The following is a 21,668-nucleotide window of genomic DNA, read 5'->3' as shown; positions in this document are numbered from 1 at the left end:
ACATGAGAATGCGGCAGCAAGGACTCTTCATCGACGGCGCCTGGCGAGAGACCGCCGAAAGCCACGAGATTATTGATGCGTGGTCTGATGAGTCGGTTGGTCGGGTGTCCATAGCGAGTGCGGATGACGCCCGGGCAGCTGTTGACGCGGCCGCCGCCGCGCTTGGGGTAGGGCTACCGGTGCCGGAGCGTTCGCGCGTGCTTGCGCGTGTTGCCGAGCTCATCGCAGGCAGGTCGGAGGAATTCGCGCAGCTCATCACCGCGGAGACCGGCAAACCGATCACCGCATCGCGCGCAGAGGTAGCCAGGGCCGTCACGACCACCCAACTCTCTGCCGAGGAAGCCAAGCGTCTGCCGGGAGAGCGGATTCCGCTCGATGCCACCGCCGCAGGAGCCGACACGTTCGCCTTTACCGTACCCGTGGCCAGGGGAATCGTCGCGGCCATCACCCCATTCAACTTCCCGCTCAACCTGCTCATGCACAAAGTCGGGCCCGCGCTCGCGGCGGGCTGCCCGGTGCTGGTGAAACCGTCAGACCACGCGCGACTGACCGCTGGGCTGCTGGTCTCCCTGTTCGAGGAAGCGGGTCTGGCGGCAGGATGGATCGGCCTCATCACCGGGCCGCCCGAGATTGTGGTGGGCGCCTGGCAGAACGACGATCGCGTCGCCGTCATCACCTTCACCGGCTCCTCGAAAGTGGGGTGGGGCTTGAAGGCCGCCTCGCCGCGGAAGCTGCACGTGCTGGAGCTCGGCTCGAATACCGCGATGGTCGTCGCTGACGACGCCGACCTCGATCGTGCCGTGCGGAGTGCGGCGGATGCCTCGCTCGGCAATTCTGGGCAGGCCTGTGTGTCTCTGCAGCGCGTCTACGTCACCGCGGGTGCGGCGGATGCCTTCATCGCCAAGCTCTCAAGTCTTGTGTCAACTATCGCGTACGGTGACCCTCGTGACGAGGCGACTGTAGTCGGCCCGCTGATATCGACGGAAGCCCGCGATCGCTTGGCATCCTGGATTGACGAGGCCACAGCATCAGGTTCTCGTGCGCTCACCGGTGGAACGGTGGTCGACGGAATTCTCACTCCGACGGTGCTTGTCGATGTTCCCCGCGACAGTCCGCTGTTGTGCGAGGAGGCATTCGGACCTGTCGTCACCGTTGTGGTGGTGGCCGACCTCGACGAGGCGATCGCCGAGGTCAACTCCGCTGACTTTGCGCTCAACACGTCGATCTACACCGCGAACCTCGGGGCGGCCATGCGGTATGCCGAACGCGCCGAGGCCGGCAGTGTACTCGTGAACATGCCGCCGTCGTTCCGCGCCGACCACATGCCGTACGGCGGCGTCAAGGGATCGGGGCAGGGACTCGAGGGTGTGAAGTACGCGGTCGCGGAGCTCCTTCAGGAGAAGCTCATCGTCATGCACGCGTGAAATAGCGCAAACACAAACGCCCTCGCTCCCGGTGACCGGGAGCGAGGGCGTTTGTGTGATGCTGACCACCCCTCGCAGCATCCGCTCAGATGATCGCGTCGTCTCCAGCTTCGGCCATGTCGTAGGCCACGCGCGGAACCTGCGTTGCGAGCTTGCCGCCGGAGACATCGATGAGGGTGCCGGTGATGTAGCTCGCTTGATCGGAACTGAGGAAGACGACGAGGTTGCCGATGTCGTCGGTTGAACCCCACCGTCGAAGGGTGAGGGTGTTGAGCAGAACATCCTGCTCCGCCTGTGGCCGCTCGGTGAAATGGTTGAGTGTGGTCGGAACCATGCCTGGCGCGTAGGCGTTTGCGGTGATGTTCCACGGGCCGAGTTCCCCGGCCAGGGCGCGGGTGAAGTGCGCAACGGCCGCCTTTGACGATGCGTACGCCGCATGCGCGACGCTCGGCACGATCGCGGCGAACGAGGAGGCGTTGATGATCCGGCCAGAGGCCTGGGCTTTCATGGTCGGGATCACCGCCTTGCACATGAGGAACGTGCCGGTGAGGTTCACGTCGTGCGCGAGGCGCCATGCCGCTTCGGGAAGGGTGTCGATCGGTCCGGTTGCGGTGACGCCGGCGTTGTTGATGAGCACGTCGATGCGCCCGTGGCGCTCGACGATCTCGGCAACGACCTCTTCGATGCGCGCGAGGTCCGTGACATCGCAGACGAACTGGCTCGAGGTCGCGCCGAGGGCGCTGAGCTCCGCACCAAGGGAGTCGAGGTCGGCCGAGTTGACGTCGAGCGCGACGGTGGTCACGCCTTCATTAGCCAGGCGGATGACGAGGTCACGGCCGATTCCGCGGCCTGCTCCGGTGATGACGGCAACGCGATTGCTGAGGTCGATGAGCACGATGGTTCCTTTCAGACGAGGGGCTCAGAGCCCGGCAGGCTCGTGAGGAGAATAGTTCGGCTGCCGAGCGCGGTCGAGGTAACCGTGAGAGAGATGCTGCCCGGCTGCCCGGCGATCGTGCGCACCCAGACCGCTGCGACTCCGCCGGTGTCTTCGAGGTCGAACGGGCTGTCGCCGAGAAGCGTTCCTGGCCCCTCGAGAGTGAACTCCACGCGCTCACGTGAACTGCCGCGAAGCTCTCCGAATCGATCCACGATCCCGATTTCGACCCGGGTCGCGTCTGCCCCGTCTGCGGTGATCTCCACCGCGTCGGCCACGACCGACAGCGCGTCGCCGGAACGGTCTCCTGAGTACCGGCGGGTGCCCATCCGTTCGTCGCCGAGAAAGCCGTCGATCCGCAGGTCGGTCGAGTCGCCGGGCAGGAAGGTGAGGTCGATGAAGCTCGGCGCGTAGTCGAGATGTGGGAAGCGCTCGCGATCTGGCGTGACCGTTCCCACTAGTCGCTCTCCGAGGTAGACGTCGAGTCGGTCGAGGTTGGAACAGATCATTGCCCGCGAACCCGGCCCCCACATCCGTCCTTCCGGGCGATTGCCGAAGGCGTCGGCCTGGCCGAACTCCGGAGGGTTCCACGTGAATGCCGGTTCGATCACCGCGCGAAGCTCCGGTGACACCTGCGATCGGTATATCGCTGCGCCCGGCTTGAGAACCCGGAACACGTCTCCGAGGCCGGACGTCTTCACTCCGCGGTAGTGATTCCCCATGTTCGCCTGGTAGTCGAAACCCACCCAGGCGATCAGTCCGCTGAAGCGCTCGTTGCCTCTGGCATCGTTGTGACCGTGGGCGTAATCGAGTGCCTGGTGCTGTTGAACGGCCGCGCTGTCTGCACGCCGGTAGAGGGTCGTCGGGCTGCTGCGGGTGGAGATCGCCTCACTGACGAGATACGGGCGCTCGTCGGCCGGCGGGAGCAGGACGGGCCGGCGTTCGCCGGTCTCGTCGACTCGTGTGGTGTAGTCGTCATAGCTGAAGATGTCGTGCTGGAAGGTGCCAGATCTGGCGTAGTCGCCGTGTGTCGTGCCGCTCGTCTGCCTGGTCGGGTCGAGCGCCTTCACCAGCGCTTCTGTGCGAGCGTAGAACTCTGGCCGGTCCGGCGTTTCGTTGAGACGTGCCGCCCACACCACGATCGAGGGACGGTGACGGTCGCGGGCGATCATCCGCTCGATCTCGTCGACGGCATGGTCTTGCCAGACTGAGTCACCGACGTGCTGCCAGCCCGGTGTCTCCTCCCACACCAGGAGGCCGAGCTCGTCGCAGGCGTCGAGGAATGAAGCGGTCTGCGGGTAATGCGAGCAGCGCACCATCTGGCAGTTCAGTTCGTTCTTGATGATCTCGGCGTCACGGCGGTGCACACGATCGGGCATCGCAAAACCGGAGAACGGGAAGTAGCCGTGCCGGTTCACACCCATCAGGTATCGGCGCGTTCCGTTCAGGAAGAAGCCGTTCGGTTCGAATCGGGCCTCCCGGTACCCGGTGCGGATTGACTCGCTGTGCATTGCGTCTGTGCCGGATCGGAGTTCAACCTCGACCCGGTAGAGCGTGGGGGAGTCCAGATCCCAGAGGGCGACCTGCTCGAGCCCGGTGAGTTCTACCCGGTAGGTAGTCACCGCAGCTCCGGCGGGCTCGTTGCCACCGGTGACGTCTCCGATATTGAGAACGGATGCCGCCACCTCTGAGCCCTCGGCATCGATCAGCCGCACTGCGAGTGCCGCATCGTCGAGACCGTCAGCGGAGTCAATGTTCACGTCGACGACCGTGCGCCTGGACTCGGGGGCAAGTACGTCGAAGTGACTGAGCGCAATTGAGGAGACGAACGCCGCTGGAGTCACCCTCAGCCGCACCGAACGGTGAATGCCACCGGGCTGCGAGTAGTCGATCGAGGAGCTGAGAGCTGGAGCCGTGATATTCGGCGGAACGTTGAGGTTGAAACGGGCGTCGAGCACAACGGTCAGCACGTTCGGAGCATCATGACGGAGCATGTCTGTGATCTCGAACGAGAACGGCAGGTACCCGCCCTTGTTCTCGCCCAACACAACGTCATTGAGCACCACCGTTGAGTTGGTCATTGCCCCGTCGAACTCGACGAAGACGCGTTCTCCTGCGTTCGTTGATGGGGTGTCGAACTGGCGCCGGTATGCCCAGACCTTCTCCCAGGTGGCCGGGTTCCAGAGCTTCCACGACAGTGGGGTGACGGTGTGGGGGAGTGTGACGGCCTGCCAGTCGGAGACATCGAGTTCGGTCGCTGAGTAGGTGGCGACGGCTGCTGGATCAAGGTGGTCTTCAGCGCCAGGGAGCGGGATCTCGCCGCCGAACAGCCAGCCTGTGTCGAGGGGAAGGATGGTGCTGGTGTTGCGGGTCAAGCTCGTTCTCCATTTCCGGCGGTTGCCGTCGCTTCATCGTGTGACCGCACGGCGACAGCGCGCGATCCTCCAAAGTAGGTGTCGCGCGCTCGCACGAGGAACTCCGCCGATTCACGCATCTCGTCGAGCCCGTTGACGCCGTCTTCGATGCTGATCCAACCGTCGTATCCGGCGGCCACGAGGATGCGGAAGATGCGGTCGTAATCGTTGAGGCCCTGCCCGATCACGCCGTGTAGGAGCGAAGGGGAGTAACCGATGGTGCCGTCGGCCTGTCGCAGGGAGTCGAGGGTGGTGCCGTCGGCAAGGTAGCGGTCTGAGGCTTGCATTGTCACGACCCGGTCGACGACCGCTTCGAGGAAGTCGGCCGAGTCTTCACCGGCGACAAGGGCGTTCGACGGGTCGAATTGCACGCCGAACGATGCACGCTCCGGGATACGGTCGAGGAGGGCGAGGAACACCTCTTTGCGTTGGGCGAACTCCGGGTATTCCCAGCTGCTCGCCTTGTAGTGGTTCTCCAACGCGAGGGTCACGCCGTGTTCGCGTGCGATGGGGAGGAGGTCGAGGATGGCGGTTGAGGCCCACTCGAGGCCCTGCTCGACTGAAACGGATGGGTGCGCCTGACCACTTAGTACTCGGCAGGTCGCCCTTGGGCCGCCGAGGCGAGCCGAGATGGGGATCATCCGTGCGATCTCGTCGAATTCCTGTTGACGACGGTCGGCCTCGGGATTCGTGAAGTCGGGTGAGGCGCAGAGCATCGGCATTTCGAAGTTGGCAGCGTTCAGCGCGTCGCCGACTTGGTCGATGCCGGCGGGTGTCGTGTCCCAGAAGAATCCGGTGTGCAGTTCGAGGCCGTCGACCGGCAGCGATCGGGCCTCCTCGATCCAATCGAAGACCGATTTTGTGCGAGTGACCAGCATGTCAGTGAGATAGGCCTTGGGAAAGGCGGAGATTCTCATGGAGAAAGCGCTCCTTCGCGCGAACGATGCGTTCGATAGTGAACTGTGAATGTTATAAATAGAACATACAGTGATTATAAAGCAACAACAAGGGGTGTCACGGATGCGAGCGCAACAGTTGACCGAGCCGGTCGCGAACCACGGTGAGGGCGCCGTGTGGTCGGCTGAGTGGGGCGGGTTGAAGTGGGTCGACATGCTGGCCGGCGACATTCTGTCGCTTGAGAACGATGGTTCGATCGGTCGGTTGCACGTCGGTTCGCCGATCGCTGCGATGGTGCGCCCGCGGCGGCAGGGCGGGTTTGTGGTCGCGACGGAGCGGGAGTTCGCGTTGTGGGGGCAGGATGGCCGGGAATGGGTGAGTCCGGAGTTGTGGCCGACCGCGGATCGGCGGTTCAACGAGGGTGGCTGTGACCCTGCGGGGAGGCTGCTGTGCGGTTCGATGTCGTATGAGCGGGAGGCGGGGGCGGGCGCGGTCTGGCGGCTCGGGACCGATCGGTCGACGCAGGAGCTCTTTGGTGGTGTGACGATTTCGAATGGGCTCGGTTTCACTGGGGACGGGAGCCGGATGTTCTACAACGACACCCGCACCCGCCGTGTTGACGTGTTCGATTACGCCGACGGTGAGCTGCAGAACCGGCGACCCTTCGTGGCGGTCGAGGAGGGTGCTGGCAACCCAGATGGCCTTTGTGTCGATGCGGAGGGTGGGGTGTGGGTGGCGCTATATGGTGGGTCGGCCGTGCACCACTATGACGCGCGCGGCCTGCTCGCCGACGCCGTGGAGTTGCCGGTGACGAACGTCACGTCGTGCACGTTCGGTGGCGAAGACCTCACTACGCTCTTCATCACGACCTCGCGAGAGAACCTGCCGCCCGATTCGCAGCCGACTGCTGGGGCGATCTTCACCGTCGACACAGGAGTGCGTGGCTTGCCGGTTCTCCCGTTCGCCGGTTGACAGGTCTGCGCAGTTGCCGATGCTCGGGCGCGGCGGTCGACGTGGCGCCCCGTCCACCTGGTGCCGGTGCTCGACGAGTACGGTATTCCGTTCATCTCTGATGAGGTGCAGTCCGGGTGGGGGCGTACGGGTAAGTCGTTCTTCGGTATTCATGGGCACGGGGTGAATCCGGAGATGATGACGTTTGCCAAGGGCCTTGGCAATGGGATGAGTATTGGTGGGGTGGTGGCGTCGGCGTCGATGATGGATTGTCTGACGGCGAATTCCATTTCGACGGCGGGTGGTAACCCGGTGGCGATGACGGCGGGAAATGCGACGCTGGACTATGTGCTCGACAATGATTTGCAGACCAACGCGGAGGTGATCGGTCGTCGTTTGATGGATGGCCTACGGTCGCGGTTTGCCAGTTCGTCGGTGGTGGGGGAGATTCGTGGTTCTGGTCTGATGATCGGGGTGGAGTTGGTGAAGCCGGGGAGCAAGGATCCGGATGTGGCGACGACGCTGGCGATCATGGAGGAGGCGCGCGCTGCGGGTCTTCTGATCGGGCGGGGTGGGCTCTACGGAAACGTGTTGCGGGTGACCCCGCCGATGACGGTGACCGCGGAGGAGGCCGACGCCGCGATCGAGATTCTCGCGTCGGTGATCAGCCGTCACGATGCGGCGGCCTTGCAACTTCGGTGATGCCGGGAACCTCGAGTTTGAAGACCATGTGGAACGCTTGCAGTGAGCGTCGTCGTCGGGCACTTTAGAAAAGTCGGTCATCTCGACCCAAGGCAGACTTCTGCCGGCATCTCCTTATTCACGCATCGGCTTCACACAGGCTTCGTCGTACTTCCATTTCAGATTGAATGACCGCGGTGACAGAACCGCACTCTATTTCTTGATGGGGCGGCGTTGAGACCCGAGAGCACGGGCTGCGGCTCTATTGGAAGCCATCGCCACTGCGACTCCATTTTCGCGATCCACGCCGGTACTGTCGTTACTCGCAAGGCTGATGCATACGGTCACCCGGGGCAGTCCTTTCAAATCTCACCGCTTAAAGTGCCGAGCTAGGTGGCCTCAGGACCACCGCGGCAACCGACGGATCCCGCTCCCGTAAACCGCCCGTCTGCTGCGTTCGAGAAAGCCAGGCGGGTTGAGCGTCCGCACGAGGCACGAGGCACGAGGCACGATGTACAAGCCACTCCGGAAGCTACTTCCACTGTGACCGGATCCTCTATCGACACGACCCGTGACTTCTGCTGCGCCCGATTTGGTTCGAGCCAACTCTCCACGTGGCGAACCAATATCAAAAGTCAGTTAACGCATTCTTTTGCCGTTTCATGTATTCTTTAAAAAGGTTGTTGAACGAGGAGGTTCCATGTTTCAAGCGGACAGCGTCACCATCACAGTTCTCGTGGAGAACCAAGTCGATATGTTGCTCCCGGATCAGGACAGCCCAGTGGACAGCGGTGACCACTGCGTGTCCCGTTGGGGCCTGATCGAGCACTTCGACAACAAGCACATTCCTCCGCAGGCCGAGAACGGGATCAGTTTCCTCGTCGAAGCGCGTCGCGACCGCCACGTGACCAAGGTTCTCTTCGACGTGGGTCTAACGGGAAGCGTTCTCGCCCACAACATGAACGTCTTCGGCGTCGATCCTTCGAGTATTGACCATGTAGCAATTAGTCACGGGCATCCGGATCACTTCGGTGGAATCCACAAGTTCCTCGAGCTGGCGGGGCGCCGCATCCCCGTCGCCACCCACCACGATGCCGAGTTGCCGCGTTATGCGCTCATGGGCGACGGGCGGATGTCTTCCGTCTACAACTCGGCCTTCGGCTTTGATGCCATCGAAGAGTCGGGTGGTCGCCCAGTGCTCTCACGCGATCCGTTGGACCTCGGCTGGGGAGTGCGCACGACCGGAGAGATCGAGCGGAAGACTGCATTCGAGGTTCCGCCACCCTTCGTGTCAGGAAATCCGGGTCTGTACCAGGTGTCTCGAGAGGGGGACGTACGACGCGATGACGTGATGGATGAGATGGGTCTCGTCATCGATGTGAAGGATGTCGGCCTCATCATCCTCACCGGCTGCGCGCATGCGGGCGTGGTGAACACCATCCTTCAAGCCAAGAAGATCTATGGCGATAAGCCGATCAGGGCCGTGATGGGCGGATTCCACCTCGGGTTCCCGACCACGCCGCAACAGAACGTCGAGCTTACGGTCGATGCGCTTCGGGATCTCGATGTCGAAACGATCATGCCGATGCACTGCAGCGGGATGCGTACTCACGCGCATCTGCACGGAGACAAGCGTTACCTTCAGCCGGCCGTGGGCACAGTACTCCACTTCGGAAAATGACGACGATGCACAGAAGCCTTGAAGGAATCCGCGTCATCGCCATCGAACAGGCTGTGGCGGCACCGTTGTGCACCCGCCATCTCGCCGACCTCGGTGCCGATGTCATCAAGATTGAGAGGCCTGGTGGGGGCGACTTCGCACGAGACTACGACGACTTCGTCGCGGGGGAGTCCAGTCACTTTGTCTGGCTAAACAGGGGTAAGCGCAGTGTTGTGCTCGACCTCAAGTCGCCCGACGGAGTCGCTGCGTTGCGCGCACTGCTGGAGACTGCAGACGTGCTGGTGAGCAATCTTGCCCCCGGTGCACTGGAGCGAATTCTCCCCGACGAGGAGCTCGACGGGTTCGAGCGTCTGATTCGATGCCATATCAGCGGGTACGGCGTGACTGGACCGTACGCCGATCGAAAAGCATACGACCTGCTCATCCAGGGTGAAGCCGGAGTGATCGCGGCTACCGGTACTCCCGAACAAAACGCTCGCCCGGGTGTCTCGCTTGCCGACTTGGCCGGAGGGACCTACGCCCTAGCCGCCATCAACGCCGCCCTCGTGGAACGGCAACGTTCCGGCACGGGTCGACGCATCGATATCGCGATGTTCGATGTCTTGCTGGAGTGGATGAGTCCCCTTTTGCTGGCTACCAAGTACAACGGTGAGACGCCCACACCGGCAGGCCGCGGACATGCGTCAATCACTCCATACGGGCCGTATGCGACGGCCGACGGCGATGAGATCCAGATCGCCGTGCAGAACGACGGCCAGTGGCGTCGGCTGTGTGAGACCGTGATTCGACGCTCCGATCTCGCGGAGAGCTCGCTGCTGGCTACGAACACCGGACGTTTGCGCGAGCGCAGTGGCGTGGAAGCCGCGGTGGCGAATGCTATCGGCCAGATTGGCACCGCTGAGGTCATCGAGCGTCTGAGAGCGGCGGATGTGCCGTACGGTGCTCTCAATACTGTTGCAGATGTCATCGAGCACCCCCAAGCGCTGAGCCGCCATCGGTGGGAGTCGATCCGCACCCAGTCCGGCTCGCACGTCTCAGTGGTGACCCCGCCATTCATCGCAGATCCAAGTGTGATGCCCGAGCGCTGTGTGCCCGCTTTGGGACAGCACACGCAGGCCGTATTGGCGGAACTGAGGGAGAGATTTGGATGAGGCGGTAGCGATCAGTCCACGTCGATATCGAACGGGTCGTCGACGGTCTCTCCGATCAGGTGCTCAGCGAGGGCCATATAGCTCCGAGCAAGATGCTGCTCGGTGAGACGGGCGATCTCGTCGACATCGCCCGCTCTCGCCGCGGCGAGCAGGCTCCTATGTTCTCCGGGTGCTGCTGAGGCACGGACCTTGCTGACCCGGAGGATGTCCCACGGCCACTGCTGCCAGAGAGTCTCGATTTGCCCGAGCAGCCCCTCGTTCCCGCATAGAGAGTAGAAGAGGTAGTGGAACTCATGGTTCAGTCCCGGGACAAGCTGGTCTTCACCGGTTTCGTGAAGCCGTTCCATCTTCTCGAGAAGGCGCTCGGCCGTGTCCAAGTCCCGGGGCGATACTCGACGTACAGCGCGCTTCATGGCGTAAGACTCGAGGAGCCTGCGCTGAAGATAGATCGACTTCACCGACTCTATGTCAGCGTCCGCGACGCGGACTCCGCGGTGGGGCTCTCCCGTGAGCAGGCCCTCTGCTTCGAGCAGACGCAAGGCTTCCCTCACCGGCGTGATGCTCGTCTTGAACATTTCTGCGAGCACGTCCTGGCGGATCCGCATCCCCCGCGTGATCTCGCCGTCGCGGATCATCCGGCGCAGCTCGTTGACGATGCGATCGCGCTTCGTCGGCTTGGCTGGGGCGTTGTCGCCCTCCTCCAGTGCTGCATTGCGGCTCATGCTCTCTCCTCGTCGTTGGGCGTAAAGGCCACCGGGCGACTTTCGGGTCCGGTGGAGCTAGTGTCGCATGCCCACCGAACGAGAATTGACTAATAATGCATTATAACTACATTCATAACATTTAACTTGATAAGTGTGCATCACTGTCTTACACTGTGTGTCAGGCAAAGGTGCCCAAAGGAGGTGGACCGTGAACCAGCCAGTGCAGGGTGGGGCGGTAGTTGAGCTCTCAGAAGTGTCGATGTACTACGGCAGTCGAAAAGTGACCGATGCGATCAATCTTGAGCTGCGTCGTGGCGAGGTGCTTTCGATTGTGGGGCCCTCGGGATGCGGAAAGACCACGCTCCTGCGTGCGGTCGCCGGCCTCAACCGACCAGGCAGCGGCGAGATCCGCGTTGATGGAGTACCCGTCGCCGGTGCTGCACCTGAAGGGGTGTCCATGGTGTTCCAACACTTCGGTCTCTTTCCGTGGAAGACCGTAGAGGCGAATATCGCCTACCCGCTCGTCGTGCGAGGGGTGCGCAAGAAGGACGCCGTCGAACAGACACGTCGCCTCGTCGAAATGGTGGGTCTTTCTGGCTTCGAGAATTCCTATCCCCACCAACTTTCCGGAGGGATGCAACAGCGCACAGGTCTAGCTCGCGCGCTGGCGGTGAACCCCCGGGTGCTGCTTATGGACGAGCCGTTTGGCGCACTCGACGCTCAGACGCGCGAGGTACTGCAGTTCGAACTGTTGGACCTCTGGGCCACTAGCGCCGTGACGACCCTTTTCGTCACACATTCGATTGAGGAGGCGGTGCTATTCGGAGATCGGATCGCCGTGCTGAGAGGCCAGCCGAGCAGCGTAGTCGAGCTCATCGATGTCAATCTGCCGAAACCGCGAGAACGGTCGGTGATGGCGACTCCGGAATTCGCCCGGTTACGGGAGCACGTCTGGAATCTCGTCATGTCCAACGAAGTACCTGCCTGACTATGAAACGAGGAGAAATGCGTCAACACAATCTATATGCTGGGCTCGGCGTTGTGGCCGCGCTCGCATTAACGCTCACCGGCTGCTCCATTTCCGGGAATTCGGCCAACCCCGCGTCCAACGGGGATGAGGGAGCAGCCGGAGCTGTGTCGCTCACATTGGGTGTACCCGGCGAACCGCCGGTGTTCATCAACACCGTACTGTATACCGCGGAAACGGAGGGTTATTTCGATGACGAAGGACTTGACGTTACCCTTCGCGCCTTCCCAACCGGTGCCGATGTCGGGCGTGCTGTGCAGAGCGGTGAGATCGAAGGTGGTCTGGTCTCTACCCCCGGTGTCGTCGCTCTCCGCGCCAACGGTGGAGACACGGTCGCTATCTACGGGTTCGAACACCCCTCCTATGTCATCGGCACCACCGACCTCTCGGTCGCGTCGTGTGAGCAGCTCAAGGGTAAGACGATCGCGGTGGACGCGGCCGGCGCTCCGAAGGCAGTCGCGCTCGACGCCATGCTCGAATCGTGTGGTCTCGCGCCGTCAGATGTCTCCACAATCGCACCGGGCGGACCCCAGACGGTAGACGCGATGGTCGCGAACCAGGTCCAGCTCGCCGTGCTTCACCCGGACGAGCTGGCGCTGGTTCGAGAAAGCCACGACGCCGAGGTTGTGATGACCCTCGCCGCGGCGCAGCCGTTGTCGCACTACACAGCGATCATCACAACGGACGGACAGCTGGCCGACTCCGCGGAACGGGAGAATTGGGTCAAAGTGGTCAGAGCGGTCCAGAAGGCCATCACCTTTATCTATGACCCCGCCAACGCCGACACCGTCGCCCAGATCGCCGCAGACATGACCACGCGGCCAGTCGAAGTCACCCGGAGTGCCCTCGACGACTTCCTCGACATCGAATTCTGGCCAATCGAAGGGCCAGGACTCAGCCCGGATCGCATTGAGGCGACCATCGAAGGTGAGATCGCAGCGGGCAACATTGATGCGGCGAACGCGCCCACTCTCGAGGAAGTGACTGATCCCACTCTTTTCGAGGACGCCACGAAGTGACTCAGAATCACAGTTCGGCGGCTCGGGCCCGGAGGTATTTCGCATCTGGGCCCGGGCACCCCGTGGTGCTCGGCGCAGTTGGTCTCGGTATCGGACTGGTTGTGTGGCAAATCGCGGGATCTGCTGAGCCGGTGCTATTGTCCACGCCGGGTCGTGCGTGGAATGCATTCATCGAGCTCGTCGTCTCGGGGAAGTTGTTCACGGCATTAGGTGAGTCCGGCGTGATATTCTTGATCGGCCTCGCCATCGCGATCGTCGTGGGCGTCGGGTACGGCATCCTTGTCACCCGCGCTCGCCTGCTCCGCGAGGGCACGCAATGGTTGGTCTACGCACTCCAGGCGGTGCCGATGGTGGCCGTGGCCCCCATCGTGCTGATCGTGATGGGGTTCGGCGTCGGGGCGAAGTCGTTCGTCGTCTTCGCTAGCGCCGTGTTCCCGATCCTTATCAACACGATGGAAGGGGCTCGCCATGCACCCCCTGAGTTGTTGGATACTGCGCACATTTTCCGTTCTTCGGAACGCCGTATCTGGCGCGACCTCCTTATCCCTCATACAGTTCCATACGCGATGACCGGTATCCGCCAGGGAATCGCGATGGCCTTCGTCGGCACTCTGGTGGCGGAGTTCTTCCTGAACGCGACCGGAATCGGCGGCCTCATGCTCTCGGCGAGTTCACGGTTCGATATCTCGACCGTGCTCGCGCTCACGGTTCTCAGTGCGGTCATCGCCGTCAGTCTCATGGGACTCGGGCGGCTGTTAGAGAGCCGATTCTCCTCGTGGAGAGGGGAGGAAGGGCGATGAGTGTAACTGAATCCACTCGAAGCATAGCCGTCGCCGCCGGAGCACTCCGTGCGCCCAAGGTGCGTCAGAGGAAGGTCCTACTCGTCGCAGCGACCGCCCTTCTGATTCTGCTCATCTGGCAGATCGCATCTGCCTTCGACGCGAGCGGACTCGTGCCGACCCCTTCGGGAATACTGCTCGCGATGCCCGGAGTATTTACGAATCCGAGTTTCTGGATCGACACTCTGGACACGTCGCTCGCGATACTCGAAGGTCTCGCGATCGGAGTTGTCTTTGGTACGCTGATCGGTCTCTTGACGGGTCGGGTGCGCTGGTTGCGAGGGCTGACGGCTCCGTACGTCGCCGGTCTGTACGCGGTGCCATTGCTCGCGCTCGTCCCGCTCGCAACGATTTGGCTTGGCTACTCGCCGGTCGCCCGGCTCGCGTTGATCACGGTCGCAGCCCTTCTTCCCTGTATTGTCAGCACCGTCGACGGCGCTCGAAAAATCGCGCGAGAGTTGGAGGACGCGGCGTTCGTGCTTCACATGCCCAAGCGCCGTGTGCTCTTCGACCTTGTCTTCCCCGCGACGCTGCCGTACATCATGGCCGGCGTCAACGTCGCCATCGGGCGCGCCATCGTCGCGGCGATCGCCGTGGAGTTCCTCGCGAGCGTTCCTGGTCTCGGCCGATTCATCCTGATCAATGCAAGGTCCTTCCATCAGGACGCGTCCATCGTCGGCGTGTTCGTGCTCGTCGTCCTCGGCGTGCTTGGTACAACCGCAGTTGAAGCGGCCCGCCGACGTATGGCGCCGTGGCATAACCCCAGAGGAGAAAAGTAATGACTAAGGCCACCGATCAGCTCGGGTCGCAGGCCGCGACCGACGTCGTCACAAGGACTTCTGAAGAGGCCGGGATGCGGATCGACAGGGATGTGCCGATCGTCATGGACGACAGTCTGGTGATTTATGCGGACGTCTATCGCCCCATTCGGGATGGGCGTTATCCGGTCATCATTACGTACGGCCCTTACGCCAAAGGACTCGCCTGGCAGGACGGATACCCCGGACCGTGGCAGAACATGATCGAGTTCTTCCCCGATGCCCTGGAGGGAAGCAGCAACCTATACCAGAGCTGGGAGGTCGTCGACCCCGAGAAGTGGGTTCCGGACGACTACGTGTGCGTTCGTGTCGACTCGCGCGGGAGCGGAATGTCTCCGGGCGTCCTAGATTGTTTCTCCAAGCGCGAGACCCAGGATTACTACGCGGCGATCGAGTGGGCCGGAACGCAGCCGTGGAGCAACGGCAAAGTCGGCCTGAACGGAATTTCGTACTACGCGATCAATCAGTGGCAGGTCGCGGCCCTCAAACCACCCCACCTCTACGCCATCTGCCCGTGGGAGGGCTCGGTCGACTTCTATCGCGATGGTTCCTATCACGGCGGAATTCCCTCGACGTTCTGGGGAGGGTGGTTCGAAAAGCAGTGCAGTGCAGTGCAGCACGGTTTGGGTTCTCGTGGATATGAGAACCGTGCCGCCGGCGGCTGGGCGTCCGGCAACACCGAACTGGATGAAGAAGCACTTGTGGCGAACAGAGCCGATCTGGGCCGACAGATCGCCGACCACCCCTTTGCGGGAGCCTTCTATGACGAGCGCAGTGGACTACCTGCCGAGATCGATGTTCCTGTGCTTACTAGTGGCAACTGGGGCGGGCAGGGTCTGCATCTCCGAGGCAACACGATGGCGTGGGAGCTGTTGCCTGAGGGAAATCGTTGGCTGGAGATGCACGGCGGCCCGCACTGGGCGGAGTTCTATACCGACTACGGTGTCAAGTTGCAGAAGCGATTCTTCGACCGTTTCTTAAAGGACGAGTCCAACAATTGGGATGCGCAACCTCCGGTCTCGTTGCTCGTGCGCCACGTCGACGGCACGTTCACCGCTCGCGCGGAGAAATCCTGGCCAATTCCGGACACCCAATGGGCGCCACAGTATTTCGACGCACAGGCGATGTCGCTGACCGATGAAGTGCCTGCTGCCGCGGCCTCCGTCACATACAGGGCGCAGCAGTCATCGCTGTTGTTCTCCAAGGAGATTGAGGAAGAGCTGGAACTGACCGGCCCGATGGTCGCAAAGCTGTTCGTGTCGTCCTCGACCACCGAGGCCGATCTGTTCGTGACGGTCCGGCTACTCGATCCGCAGGGTGAGGAAGTCGTCTTCTTCGGAGCACTCGATCCGCACACTCCGATCGCACAGGGGTGGCTGCGGGCATCCCAACTCGCTCTGGATCCCGCGCGGTCAGTCCCGCACCGTCCGTTCCATATGCACGACAAGGCTGACCCATTGGTGCCGGGCGAGGTCTACGAGCTCGATATCGAGATCCTCCCGACGTCGATCGTAATACCCGCTGGCTACCGCTTGATGGTCGAGGTGGCGGGTGCCGACTACGTGTACCCGGGGGAGGCCACTACGCAGACAATGATCGCCGTCACGATGACGGGATGTGGGCCGTTCATCCACCCCGGCCGTGACGCCGCCGAGTACAACGGCGAGGTGACGCTGCACACCGGTGGCGAGCATGCCTCTCATTTGGTTGTCCCGAGAATTCCCCGGCGATGACCGCACGACCCCTAATCATCGCCGCCCACTCGCTGGGTCTGGATGGAAGCCTATTCGACAAGCTCCGGGCGGAGGTAAAGCCGTGGGCTGATCTCTGGGCGCCCGACCTCGCCGGACATGGCGGCTCGCCAATATCTGAGTTCTCTTTCGGAAACGCAATGCGCGATTGGGAATCGGTCGCCAATGAAAACCACGCCGGCTTCACCATGCATCTCGGGGTCGGATTGGGTGCTCTCGTGGTGGGCGCGGCGTCGGCGCGCAGTTCGTCCGCCGACGCGATCGTGCTGATCTCTCCGTACGTGAAAGTCAGCGGCGGCGGGTCTGCGCGAATCGCAGCCACAGAGACACGGATAGCGGACATCGGGTTCGAAAAGTTCGTCGCTGAATACGCGGATGCCACACTGACCCCTCGGAGATCCGCCGACGACCGTGCAAACGTCGTCACGGCGCTGCGTCGAACGGGTGAGCATCGGTTCCTCGCGGCGCTGCGCAGCGCGATGGACTTCGACGGAACCGATTTGTATCCGCAGATCTCACTCCCGACACTGATCCTGCGGGGCGAGGATGATGTTCGGGTCGGACCCGAGGGGGTGCGCGAGGTCGGCGGGCTTTTGGCGACAGAGGTGCACACCCTCACGGGCGCGGGGCACTTGCTGCCACTTGAGGAACCGCATCGTCTTGTCGAAATGCTGCGGGCTGTCGTGTCCCGCGCGCGGGATTCTTAGTATGTGCGTCGCGTCATCAAACGTCAGTACGAGCGTGCAATCGCGAGGCCTGTGATGGACGACACCGACACCGGGAGGGTAGTCACGGCTCTCTTCGTCCCCGGTGATCGACCCGACCGCTTCGAGAAGGCGGTCGGGTCCGGAGCGGATCTGGTGATCCTTGATCTGGAAGACGCGGTGGCGCCAGCGCAGCGCGCCAAAGCGACTCGCGACGTTGTTGCGGCGCTCGGTGCCGGACTGCGAGCAGCGGTCCGAGTGGTCGCGGCGACCGAGCCGGAGTTTTCAGCGCAACTGGAGCTGCTCGCGGGTGTTGCTCCCATTGCAGTGATGCTCGCGAAGGCCGAGAGTGATGTGGAAGTGGCTGACGCAGGCAGGCTGCTCGGCGGGCACATTCCGCTCATCCCCCTCATCGAATCCGCAGCGGGCATCGTTGACGCGGCGCGCATCGCCGCCGTCCCGAGCGTCGTGAGGCTGGCATTCGGATCCTTCGACTTCGTCCTCGACGTGGATGGCGACGCACCTGAGCTGCTGAGCTATGCGAGTGCGGCGCTGGTCATCGCGTCGCGGGCGGCAGGGATCGCTTCGCCCCTAGCCGCTCCGTCGGCAGAGATTCGGGATCTCGATCGTGTGCGGGCTGAGGCCCTGGTAGCGCGGGCGTTCGGTTTCGGGGGGATGCTCACCATTCACCCGGCACAAGTCTCCGTGGTCAGTGCCGCCTTCTTGCCCACCCGGGAGGAGATCGAACAAGCCGAGATGGTGATAGCTGTGTCGGAGGGTGTCGCTGCCGTCGGTGGTCGAATGATCGATCGGCCCATAATAGAACGCGCCAGACGCACGCTCGCCCGGCGGGGCCGGAGCCGATGACGCGGCGCCGGACGGGAGGCAGTCGCCGGACTTTGGTCGGCTCGCTGCTTCTCGCACTCATGGGTGGTTCCGCCATGAGTGTCCAAGCACGAGTGACCGCTGGCCTGACGACTGATCTCGGAAGCGCTGTGTACGCAGCCGCCTGGTCGTTCGGTACCTGTCTCATTCTCACGCTGATTCTCGTTGCCGGGATGCCCTCAGCCCGAAAAGGTGTCCCTCGCCTGATCGATGCGCTCCGGACGGGACGCATCCCCTGGTGGTCGGTTCTCGGCGGAATCATCGGCGCGGCGTGGGTTCTCACGCAGGGGCTATCCGCAGGGGTGATCGGCGTCGCACTTTTCACCATTGCCGCCGTTGCGGGACAGTCGTTGGGAGGTCTGGTCCTCGACCACTGGGGGGTGGCCGGGATGCCCAGGCGGTCAGCCACAGTCCTTCGGGTCCTCGGCAGCGTGCTCGCTATCGCGGCTGTCGTGCTCGCCTCATGGGGCGTGGTCGAAGGGGCGGAGCAGTGGTGGTACTTTCTGCTCCCCGCTGGCGTCGGTGCCCTGATCGGATGGCAGCACGCGATAAGTGGACGAATCCGGGCAGCGGCCTCCTCTTGGGTAGTCAGCGTCACAGTCAACGTGAGCGTCGGCGTGGTTGTGTTGACGGGCGCCGCCGCCGTTCAATATGTGACGGTCGGGCCACCCGTTGAGGCGGTGTCGGCCTGGTGGCACCTCTCCGGGGGAGTCTTGGGACTATTCATCCTCTGCAGTCAGGTTACCGGCGTGCGTCGTCTGGGAGTACTGGTCCTCAATCTCACGCTGATCGTGGGGCAACTCGTCGCCGCTCTGGCGATCGATCTTGTGTCGCCCGTTTCCGGCCATGACCCCAATCAGAACTTGTTTATCGGTGCGGGGTTCGCCTTCCTCGCAGTGTTGGTGGCGCTATTGCCAGGCCGACAGTCCGTACGAACGACTCCAACGCAACTAGGTGCTCTAACCGGAGGTGTTAGCGAACGGTAAGCGTGGGCTGCTCGGGCCGTGACCGCTGCGTAATAGCGGCAGGGTCTGCTCGCCGACGTCGTGGAACTGCCTGTGACGAACGTCACGTCGTGCACGTTCGGTGGCGTTGACCTCACGACACTCTTCATCACGACCTCTCGAGAGAACATGCGGCATAGTAGAAAACACGAATAGTGGTCCTGTTTTCAAACGGCACTATTGGCCCTGTTTTGGGTCGGCGTTAACACGACGACGCAATCGAGATTCTCGTCTCGGTGATCAGTCGCCACGATGCGGAGGCCCTGCAGCTTCGGTGATGTCGGGCGCACGCGACTGAGCGAGTCCAGGGCAACATTGGTTTGGCAGCCCCGTTTGTACGGGAGCATCATCGCTGCACGCTCCAATTGAATCGCTGCACGCTCCAATTGAGTGGTGCCATCCCGACCTGAAGGAGGCCTCATGCCCGGACTGGGCTACGCCCTCATCGATTTCGAGATCACCGGGCTGTTTTGCTGAGTATTTGATGCTTTGAGAGCCACCCAATCGTGCGGTTCAGAGCCACCGATCGTGCGGAAGAGAGCCAGTGGTGGTGTGGTTCAGAGCCACTGGCCCTCTCCGCTCGGTGTTAGGTGTGTTTCGTCACCGTGGAGCCGGCCATTTCGGCGCTAAGAAACCTGCCAGTGCGGCGCGGTTTCCAACGACAGGCAGGTCAGAACGGCGGGTTGACGAGATCGTTGTCGGCCGGCGTATCGTCACGGGCAACAGCGTTGCCCGTGCTCCATCCTGCGTCGGGATCGAGGAAGTCCTCGGGCCAGGGCGCTGGGTGTCCGGCGTCGTCCCACCATCCCGTTTCGCCGCCAGCGGCAAGGAGAGCGAGGTCCTGGTCTCGGGTGCGTGCTCCAGGGCGCCTCTTCATCAGGTGCTGGCGAGAGCGGTGTGCTCGCGCATGTTGTAGGTGCCAGTCTCAACCCAGACCGTGTTGTGAATGATCCGGTCCATGATCGCGTCCGCGTGAACACCGGAGCCGAGGCGCTGATGCCAATCCTTCTGTGAATACTGGGTGCAGAACACCGTCGACGTCTCGCCATAACGACGCTCCATCAACTCCAACAGCATCGTCCGCATCGATTCCGTCGGCTTATCCAGCAACCACTCATCAATGACGAGCAGGGTGAACGCCGCGTATTTGCGGAGGAACTTGCCCGCCCCGCCGGGCGTGTCCTGGGCGGCGACCCAGGCTTCCTCCAGGTCGGGCATCCGGACGTAGTGCGCGCGGATCCGCTGTTCGCAGGCGCGTTTGGCAATAGCGCAGCCCAAATACGACTTCCCCGACCCGGTGAACCCCTGGAATACGACGTTCTGCTGCCGGGTGACGAAGGAGCAAGTGCCGAGCTGGGTCAGCAGCTGCCGGTTCAGTCCGCGTTCGTCGAGCAGGTCGATGCGGCGCAGATCCGCGTTCGGATAGCGCAGTCCTGCCCGCCGGATCAGCCCGGCAACCTTCGAATGGGTGAAGGTCGAATAAGCGTCATCAACGACCAGGCGGATCCGTTCCTCGAAGGTCAGGCTGATCGAGAGGGTGTCGTCCTGGGTGTCGATCGCCTCGAGCAGCTCGCTGGCGTTCATCTCTCGGAGTTTGCGTTTGGTCTCTCCATCCAGGGCGCTCATCGGGTGCCGCCGGCGTAGTAGGCGCTGCCGCGAACATAACCGCCATCATCTGCCTCGGGCTCGGGGACATGGCCGGTTTTGTCCTGCCCGGTATCGAGGATCGGCCGCAAATGTGCATACCGCGGAGACCGGACCGGCCCCCGCAACGCCAGCTGACAGGCCGCCTCGAGTCGGGCCGGAGGGAAGCGGCGCGATAGCCGCAACACCGCTAACGCAGCATCGAAGCCGGCCTCATCGATGAAGACCGTCTCGAAGATCTTCGCCGTCACCGTCATCGTCGCCGGCCCGATCCGTGCTGCCCATTCCTCGATCCGGGCCCGGTCCCAGGCCTGGTAGCTGCGTCCCTCGGGCAAGTCGGCCTCGTTCGTCTGATACTGGTTGCTGGTCGTTCCCGACAGCAGCAAATGGCTGGTCAGGCGCTCGTCGTTGCGATAGACCTCCAACATCGTGTCCGTGACGCGCAGGTCCACCAGGGCGCCGATCTGGGAGAAGGGGACGGAGTAGAAGTTCCTCGCCCAAACCACGTGGGCGTTCTTGTTGACTTTGCGTTTATAGGACCAGGTGCTGATCTCGAACGGGACCGCTGGCAGGGCCTGCAGCAGCGGCAGCTCCTCGGTGGTGAATACGCTCCACCGGGACCCGGTGCGTTTCTGGAATGGCTCCCGGTTGTAGGCATCGATCTGCTGTCGGATCCGGGTGCGCAGCTGCGCCAGCGACGTGAACGTCTCGTGCCGCAGGGCCGCGATCACCCAGGTCGCAACGTGGGAGACCGTATTCTCGGTGCTGCTCTTGTCCCTTTTATCCCGAATTCGGGATAAGCGCGACTATCCCGAGGAGTCTGTTATCCCGAGTCCTGCTCTGCGGGCGTGTGCAATGGCGGCCTGAGAGCTGATTTCCTCGGGATAATCATCGGAGCCCTGCGAGTTGGAGGATCATGTCGTCGCCTCCGGTCCAGAGCGGTGCGAGATCGGGCGTGGCGCTGCCGGCTCTCTGGATCGCTTCGCGAACCATCTGGTTGTCGGCCGACGCGTAGATGCTCGTGGTTGAGATATTGGCATGGACGAGGAACTCCTTGATGTGCGGAAGCGGAACTCCGGCGCGCAGCATCTGCATGGCGCGGGCGTGCCGCAGCTGGTGGGCATGGATCTTCTCCGGGAC

Annotated in this window: 22 protein-coding genes; 14 read left to right on the top strand and 8 right to left on the bottom strand. The window is 62.7% G+C overall.

Annotation, left to right across the window (positions count from 1 at the left end):
• Positions 1 to 8: 8 nt before the first annotated feature.
• Positions 9 to 1,424: an aldehyde dehydrogenase family protein gene (locus tag K323_RS0121430; RefSeq protein ID WP_022887316.1), complete on the top strand. Its 1,416-nt coding sequence runs from the start codon at positions 9 to 11 to the stop codon at positions 1,422 to 1,424.
• A gap of 85 nt (positions 1,425 to 1,509) precedes the next feature.
• Here the strand turns inward: K323_RS0121430 and K323_RS0121425 are convergent, their stop codons facing one another.
• Genes K323_RS0121425 through K323_RS27865 form a run of 3 tightly spaced genes read right to left on the bottom strand, consistent with a single transcriptional unit; the run spans position 1,510 to position 5,689 of the window.
• A complete protein-coding gene (locus K323_RS0121425; protein WP_022887315.1) occupies positions 1,510 to 2,319 on the bottom strand; it encodes an SDR family NAD(P)-dependent oxidoreductase in 810 nt (269 codons plus the stop codon).
• Between the two features lie 11 nt (positions 2,320 to 2,330).
• Complete coding sequence (locus tag K323_RS27870; protein WP_022887314.1) at positions 2,331 to 4,733, bottom strand: glycoside hydrolase family 2 protein; 2,403 nt, start codon at positions 4,731 to 4,733, stop codon at positions 2,331 to 2,333.
• Entirely contained in the window at positions 4,730 to 5,689 is a 960-nt protein-coding gene (locus tag K323_RS27865) for a sugar phosphate isomerase/epimerase family protein (protein WP_022887313.1), read from the bottom strand. The genes K323_RS27870 and K323_RS27865 overlap by 4 nt, the downstream gene beginning before the upstream one ends.
• 103 nt (positions 5,690 to 5,792) lie before the next feature.
• Here K323_RS27865 and K323_RS0121410 point away from each other — a divergent pair, with 103 nt between their 5' ends.
• The 4 genes from K323_RS0121410 (at position 5,793) to K323_RS0121395 (ending at position 10,133) form a co-directional block, all read left to right on the top strand.
• The gene (locus K323_RS0121410) at positions 5,793 to 6,641 is read left to right on the top strand and encodes an SMP-30/gluconolactonase/LRE family protein (protein ID WP_022887312.1); all 849 of its coding nucleotides are present in this window, start codon (positions 5,793 to 5,795) and stop codon (positions 6,639 to 6,641) included.
• A gap of 66 nt (positions 6,642 to 6,707) precedes the next feature.
• Positions 6,708 to 7,322, top strand: a complete 615-nt coding sequence (locus K323_RS27860) for an aminotransferase class III-fold pyridoxal phosphate-dependent enzyme (RefSeq protein WP_022887311.1) — start codon at positions 6,708 to 6,710, stop codon at positions 7,320 to 7,322.
• A gap of 679 nt (positions 7,323 to 8,001) precedes the next feature.
• Complete coding sequence (locus K323_RS0121400) at positions 8,002 to 8,982, top strand: MBL fold metallo-hydrolase (RefSeq protein ID WP_022887310.1); 981 nt, start codon at positions 8,002 to 8,004, stop codon at positions 8,980 to 8,982.
• Positions 8,979 to 10,133: a CaiB/BaiF CoA transferase family protein gene (locus tag K323_RS0121395; protein ID WP_022887309.1), complete on the top strand. Its 1,155-nt coding sequence runs from the start codon at positions 8,979 to 8,981 to the stop codon at positions 10,131 to 10,133. The genes K323_RS0121400 and K323_RS0121395 overlap by 4 nt, the downstream gene beginning before the upstream one ends.
• An 11-nt stretch (positions 10,134 to 10,144) precedes the next feature.
• Here K323_RS0121395 and K323_RS29165 read toward each other — a convergent pair whose 3' ends face one another.
• Positions 10,145 to 10,855 carry a GntR family transcriptional regulator gene (locus K323_RS29165; RefSeq protein WP_022887308.1) on the bottom strand — a complete coding sequence of 237 codons (711 nt, stop codon included), beginning with the start codon at positions 10,853 to 10,855 and terminating at the stop codon, positions 10,145 to 10,147.
• Positions 10,856 to 11,045: 190 nt separating this feature from the next.
• Between K323_RS29165 and K323_RS27850 the strand changes: the two genes are divergently transcribed.
• The 9 genes from K323_RS27850 (at position 11,046) to K323_RS29590 (ending at position 19,040) form a co-directional block, all read left to right on the top strand.
• Entirely contained in the window at positions 11,046 to 11,825 is a 780-nt protein-coding gene (locus K323_RS27850; protein ID WP_157509536.1) for an ABC transporter ATP-binding protein, read from the top strand.
• A 146-nt stretch (positions 11,826 to 11,971) separates the two neighbouring features.
• The gene (locus K323_RS0121380) at positions 11,972 to 12,883 is read left to right on the top strand and encodes an ABC transporter substrate-binding protein (protein WP_169515728.1); all 912 of its coding nucleotides are present in this window, start codon (positions 11,972 to 11,974) and stop codon (positions 12,881 to 12,883) included.
• On the top strand, positions 12,880 to 13,683 hold the full coding sequence (locus K323_RS0121375; protein WP_084697595.1) for an ABC transporter permease: 804 nt from the start codon (positions 12,880 to 12,882) through the stop codon (positions 13,681 to 13,683). Before K323_RS0121380 ends, K323_RS0121375 begins: the two co-directional genes overlap by 4 nt.
• The gene (locus K323_RS0121370; RefSeq protein WP_022887304.1) at positions 13,680 to 14,501 is read left to right on the top strand and encodes an ABC transporter permease; all 822 of its coding nucleotides are present in this window, start codon (positions 13,680 to 13,682) and stop codon (positions 14,499 to 14,501) included. The genes K323_RS0121375 and K323_RS0121370 overlap by 4 nt, the downstream gene beginning before the upstream one ends.
• Positions 14,501 to 16,273 (top strand): CocE/NonD family hydrolase, encoded by a 1,773-nt coding sequence (locus tag K323_RS0121365; RefSeq protein ID WP_022887303.1) that lies wholly within the window; start codon positions 14,501 to 14,503, stop codon positions 16,271 to 16,273. The genes K323_RS0121370 and K323_RS0121365 overlap by 1 nt, the downstream gene beginning before the upstream one ends.
• On the top strand, positions 16,270 to 16,998 hold the full coding sequence (locus K323_RS0121355) for an alpha/beta fold hydrolase (RefSeq protein ID WP_022887302.1): 729 nt from the start codon (positions 16,270 to 16,272) through the stop codon (positions 16,996 to 16,998). Before K323_RS0121365 ends, K323_RS0121355 begins: the two co-directional genes overlap by 4 nt.
• A gap of 54 nt (positions 16,999 to 17,052) precedes the next feature.
• Complete coding sequence (locus tag K323_RS0121350; RefSeq protein WP_026851965.1) at positions 17,053 to 17,862, top strand: HpcH/HpaI aldolase/citrate lyase family protein; 810 nt, start codon at positions 17,053 to 17,055, stop codon at positions 17,860 to 17,862.
• Positions 17,859 to 18,866 carry a DMT family transporter gene (locus K323_RS27845; protein WP_084697593.1) on the top strand — a complete coding sequence of 336 codons (1,008 nt, stop codon included), beginning with the start codon at positions 17,859 to 17,861 and terminating at the stop codon, positions 18,864 to 18,866. The genes K323_RS0121350 and K323_RS27845 overlap by 4 nt, the downstream gene beginning before the upstream one ends.
• 45 nt (positions 18,867 to 18,911) lie before the next feature.
• Complete coding sequence (locus K323_RS29590; RefSeq protein WP_084697591.1) at positions 18,912 to 19,040, top strand: SMP-30/gluconolactonase/LRE family protein; 129 nt, start codon at positions 18,912 to 18,914, stop codon at positions 19,038 to 19,040.
• 514 nt (positions 19,041 to 19,554) lie between these two features.
• Here the strand turns inward: K323_RS29590 and K323_RS0121340 are convergent.
• The 4 genes from K323_RS0121340 to K323_RS0121325 form a co-directional block, all read right to left on the bottom strand.
• Positions 19,555 to 19,761 (bottom strand): hypothetical protein, encoded by a 207-nt coding sequence (locus K323_RS0121340; RefSeq protein ID WP_022887299.1) that lies wholly within the window; start codon positions 19,759 to 19,761, stop codon positions 19,555 to 19,557.
• Complete coding sequence (locus K323_RS0121335; protein WP_022887298.1) at positions 19,761 to 20,510, bottom strand: ATP-binding protein; 750 nt, start codon at positions 20,508 to 20,510, stop codon at positions 19,761 to 19,763. Before K323_RS0121335 ends, K323_RS0121340 begins: the two co-directional genes overlap by 1 nt.
• Positions 20,507 to 21,259 carry a Mu transposase domain-containing protein gene (locus tag K323_RS27840; protein ID WP_022887297.1) on the bottom strand — a complete coding sequence of 251 codons (753 nt, stop codon included), beginning with the start codon at positions 21,257 to 21,259 and terminating at the stop codon, positions 20,507 to 20,509. The genes K323_RS0121335 and K323_RS27840 overlap by 4 nt, the downstream gene beginning before the upstream one ends.
• Before the next feature lie 157 nt (positions 21,260 to 21,416).
• On the bottom strand, positions 21,417 to 21,668 hold a 252-nt coding region (locus K323_RS0121325; RefSeq protein WP_157509535.1), incomplete at its 5' end, for a tyrosine-type recombinase/integrase.

This window comes from Glaciibacter superstes DSM 21135, from assembly GCF_000421145.1.
GTDB lineage: Bacteria > Actinomycetota > Actinomycetes > Actinomycetales > Microbacteriaceae > Cryobacterium > Cryobacterium superstes.
Note: the sequence above shows the minus strand (reverse complement) of the source record. Positions and strands in the feature narration are given on the sequence as shown.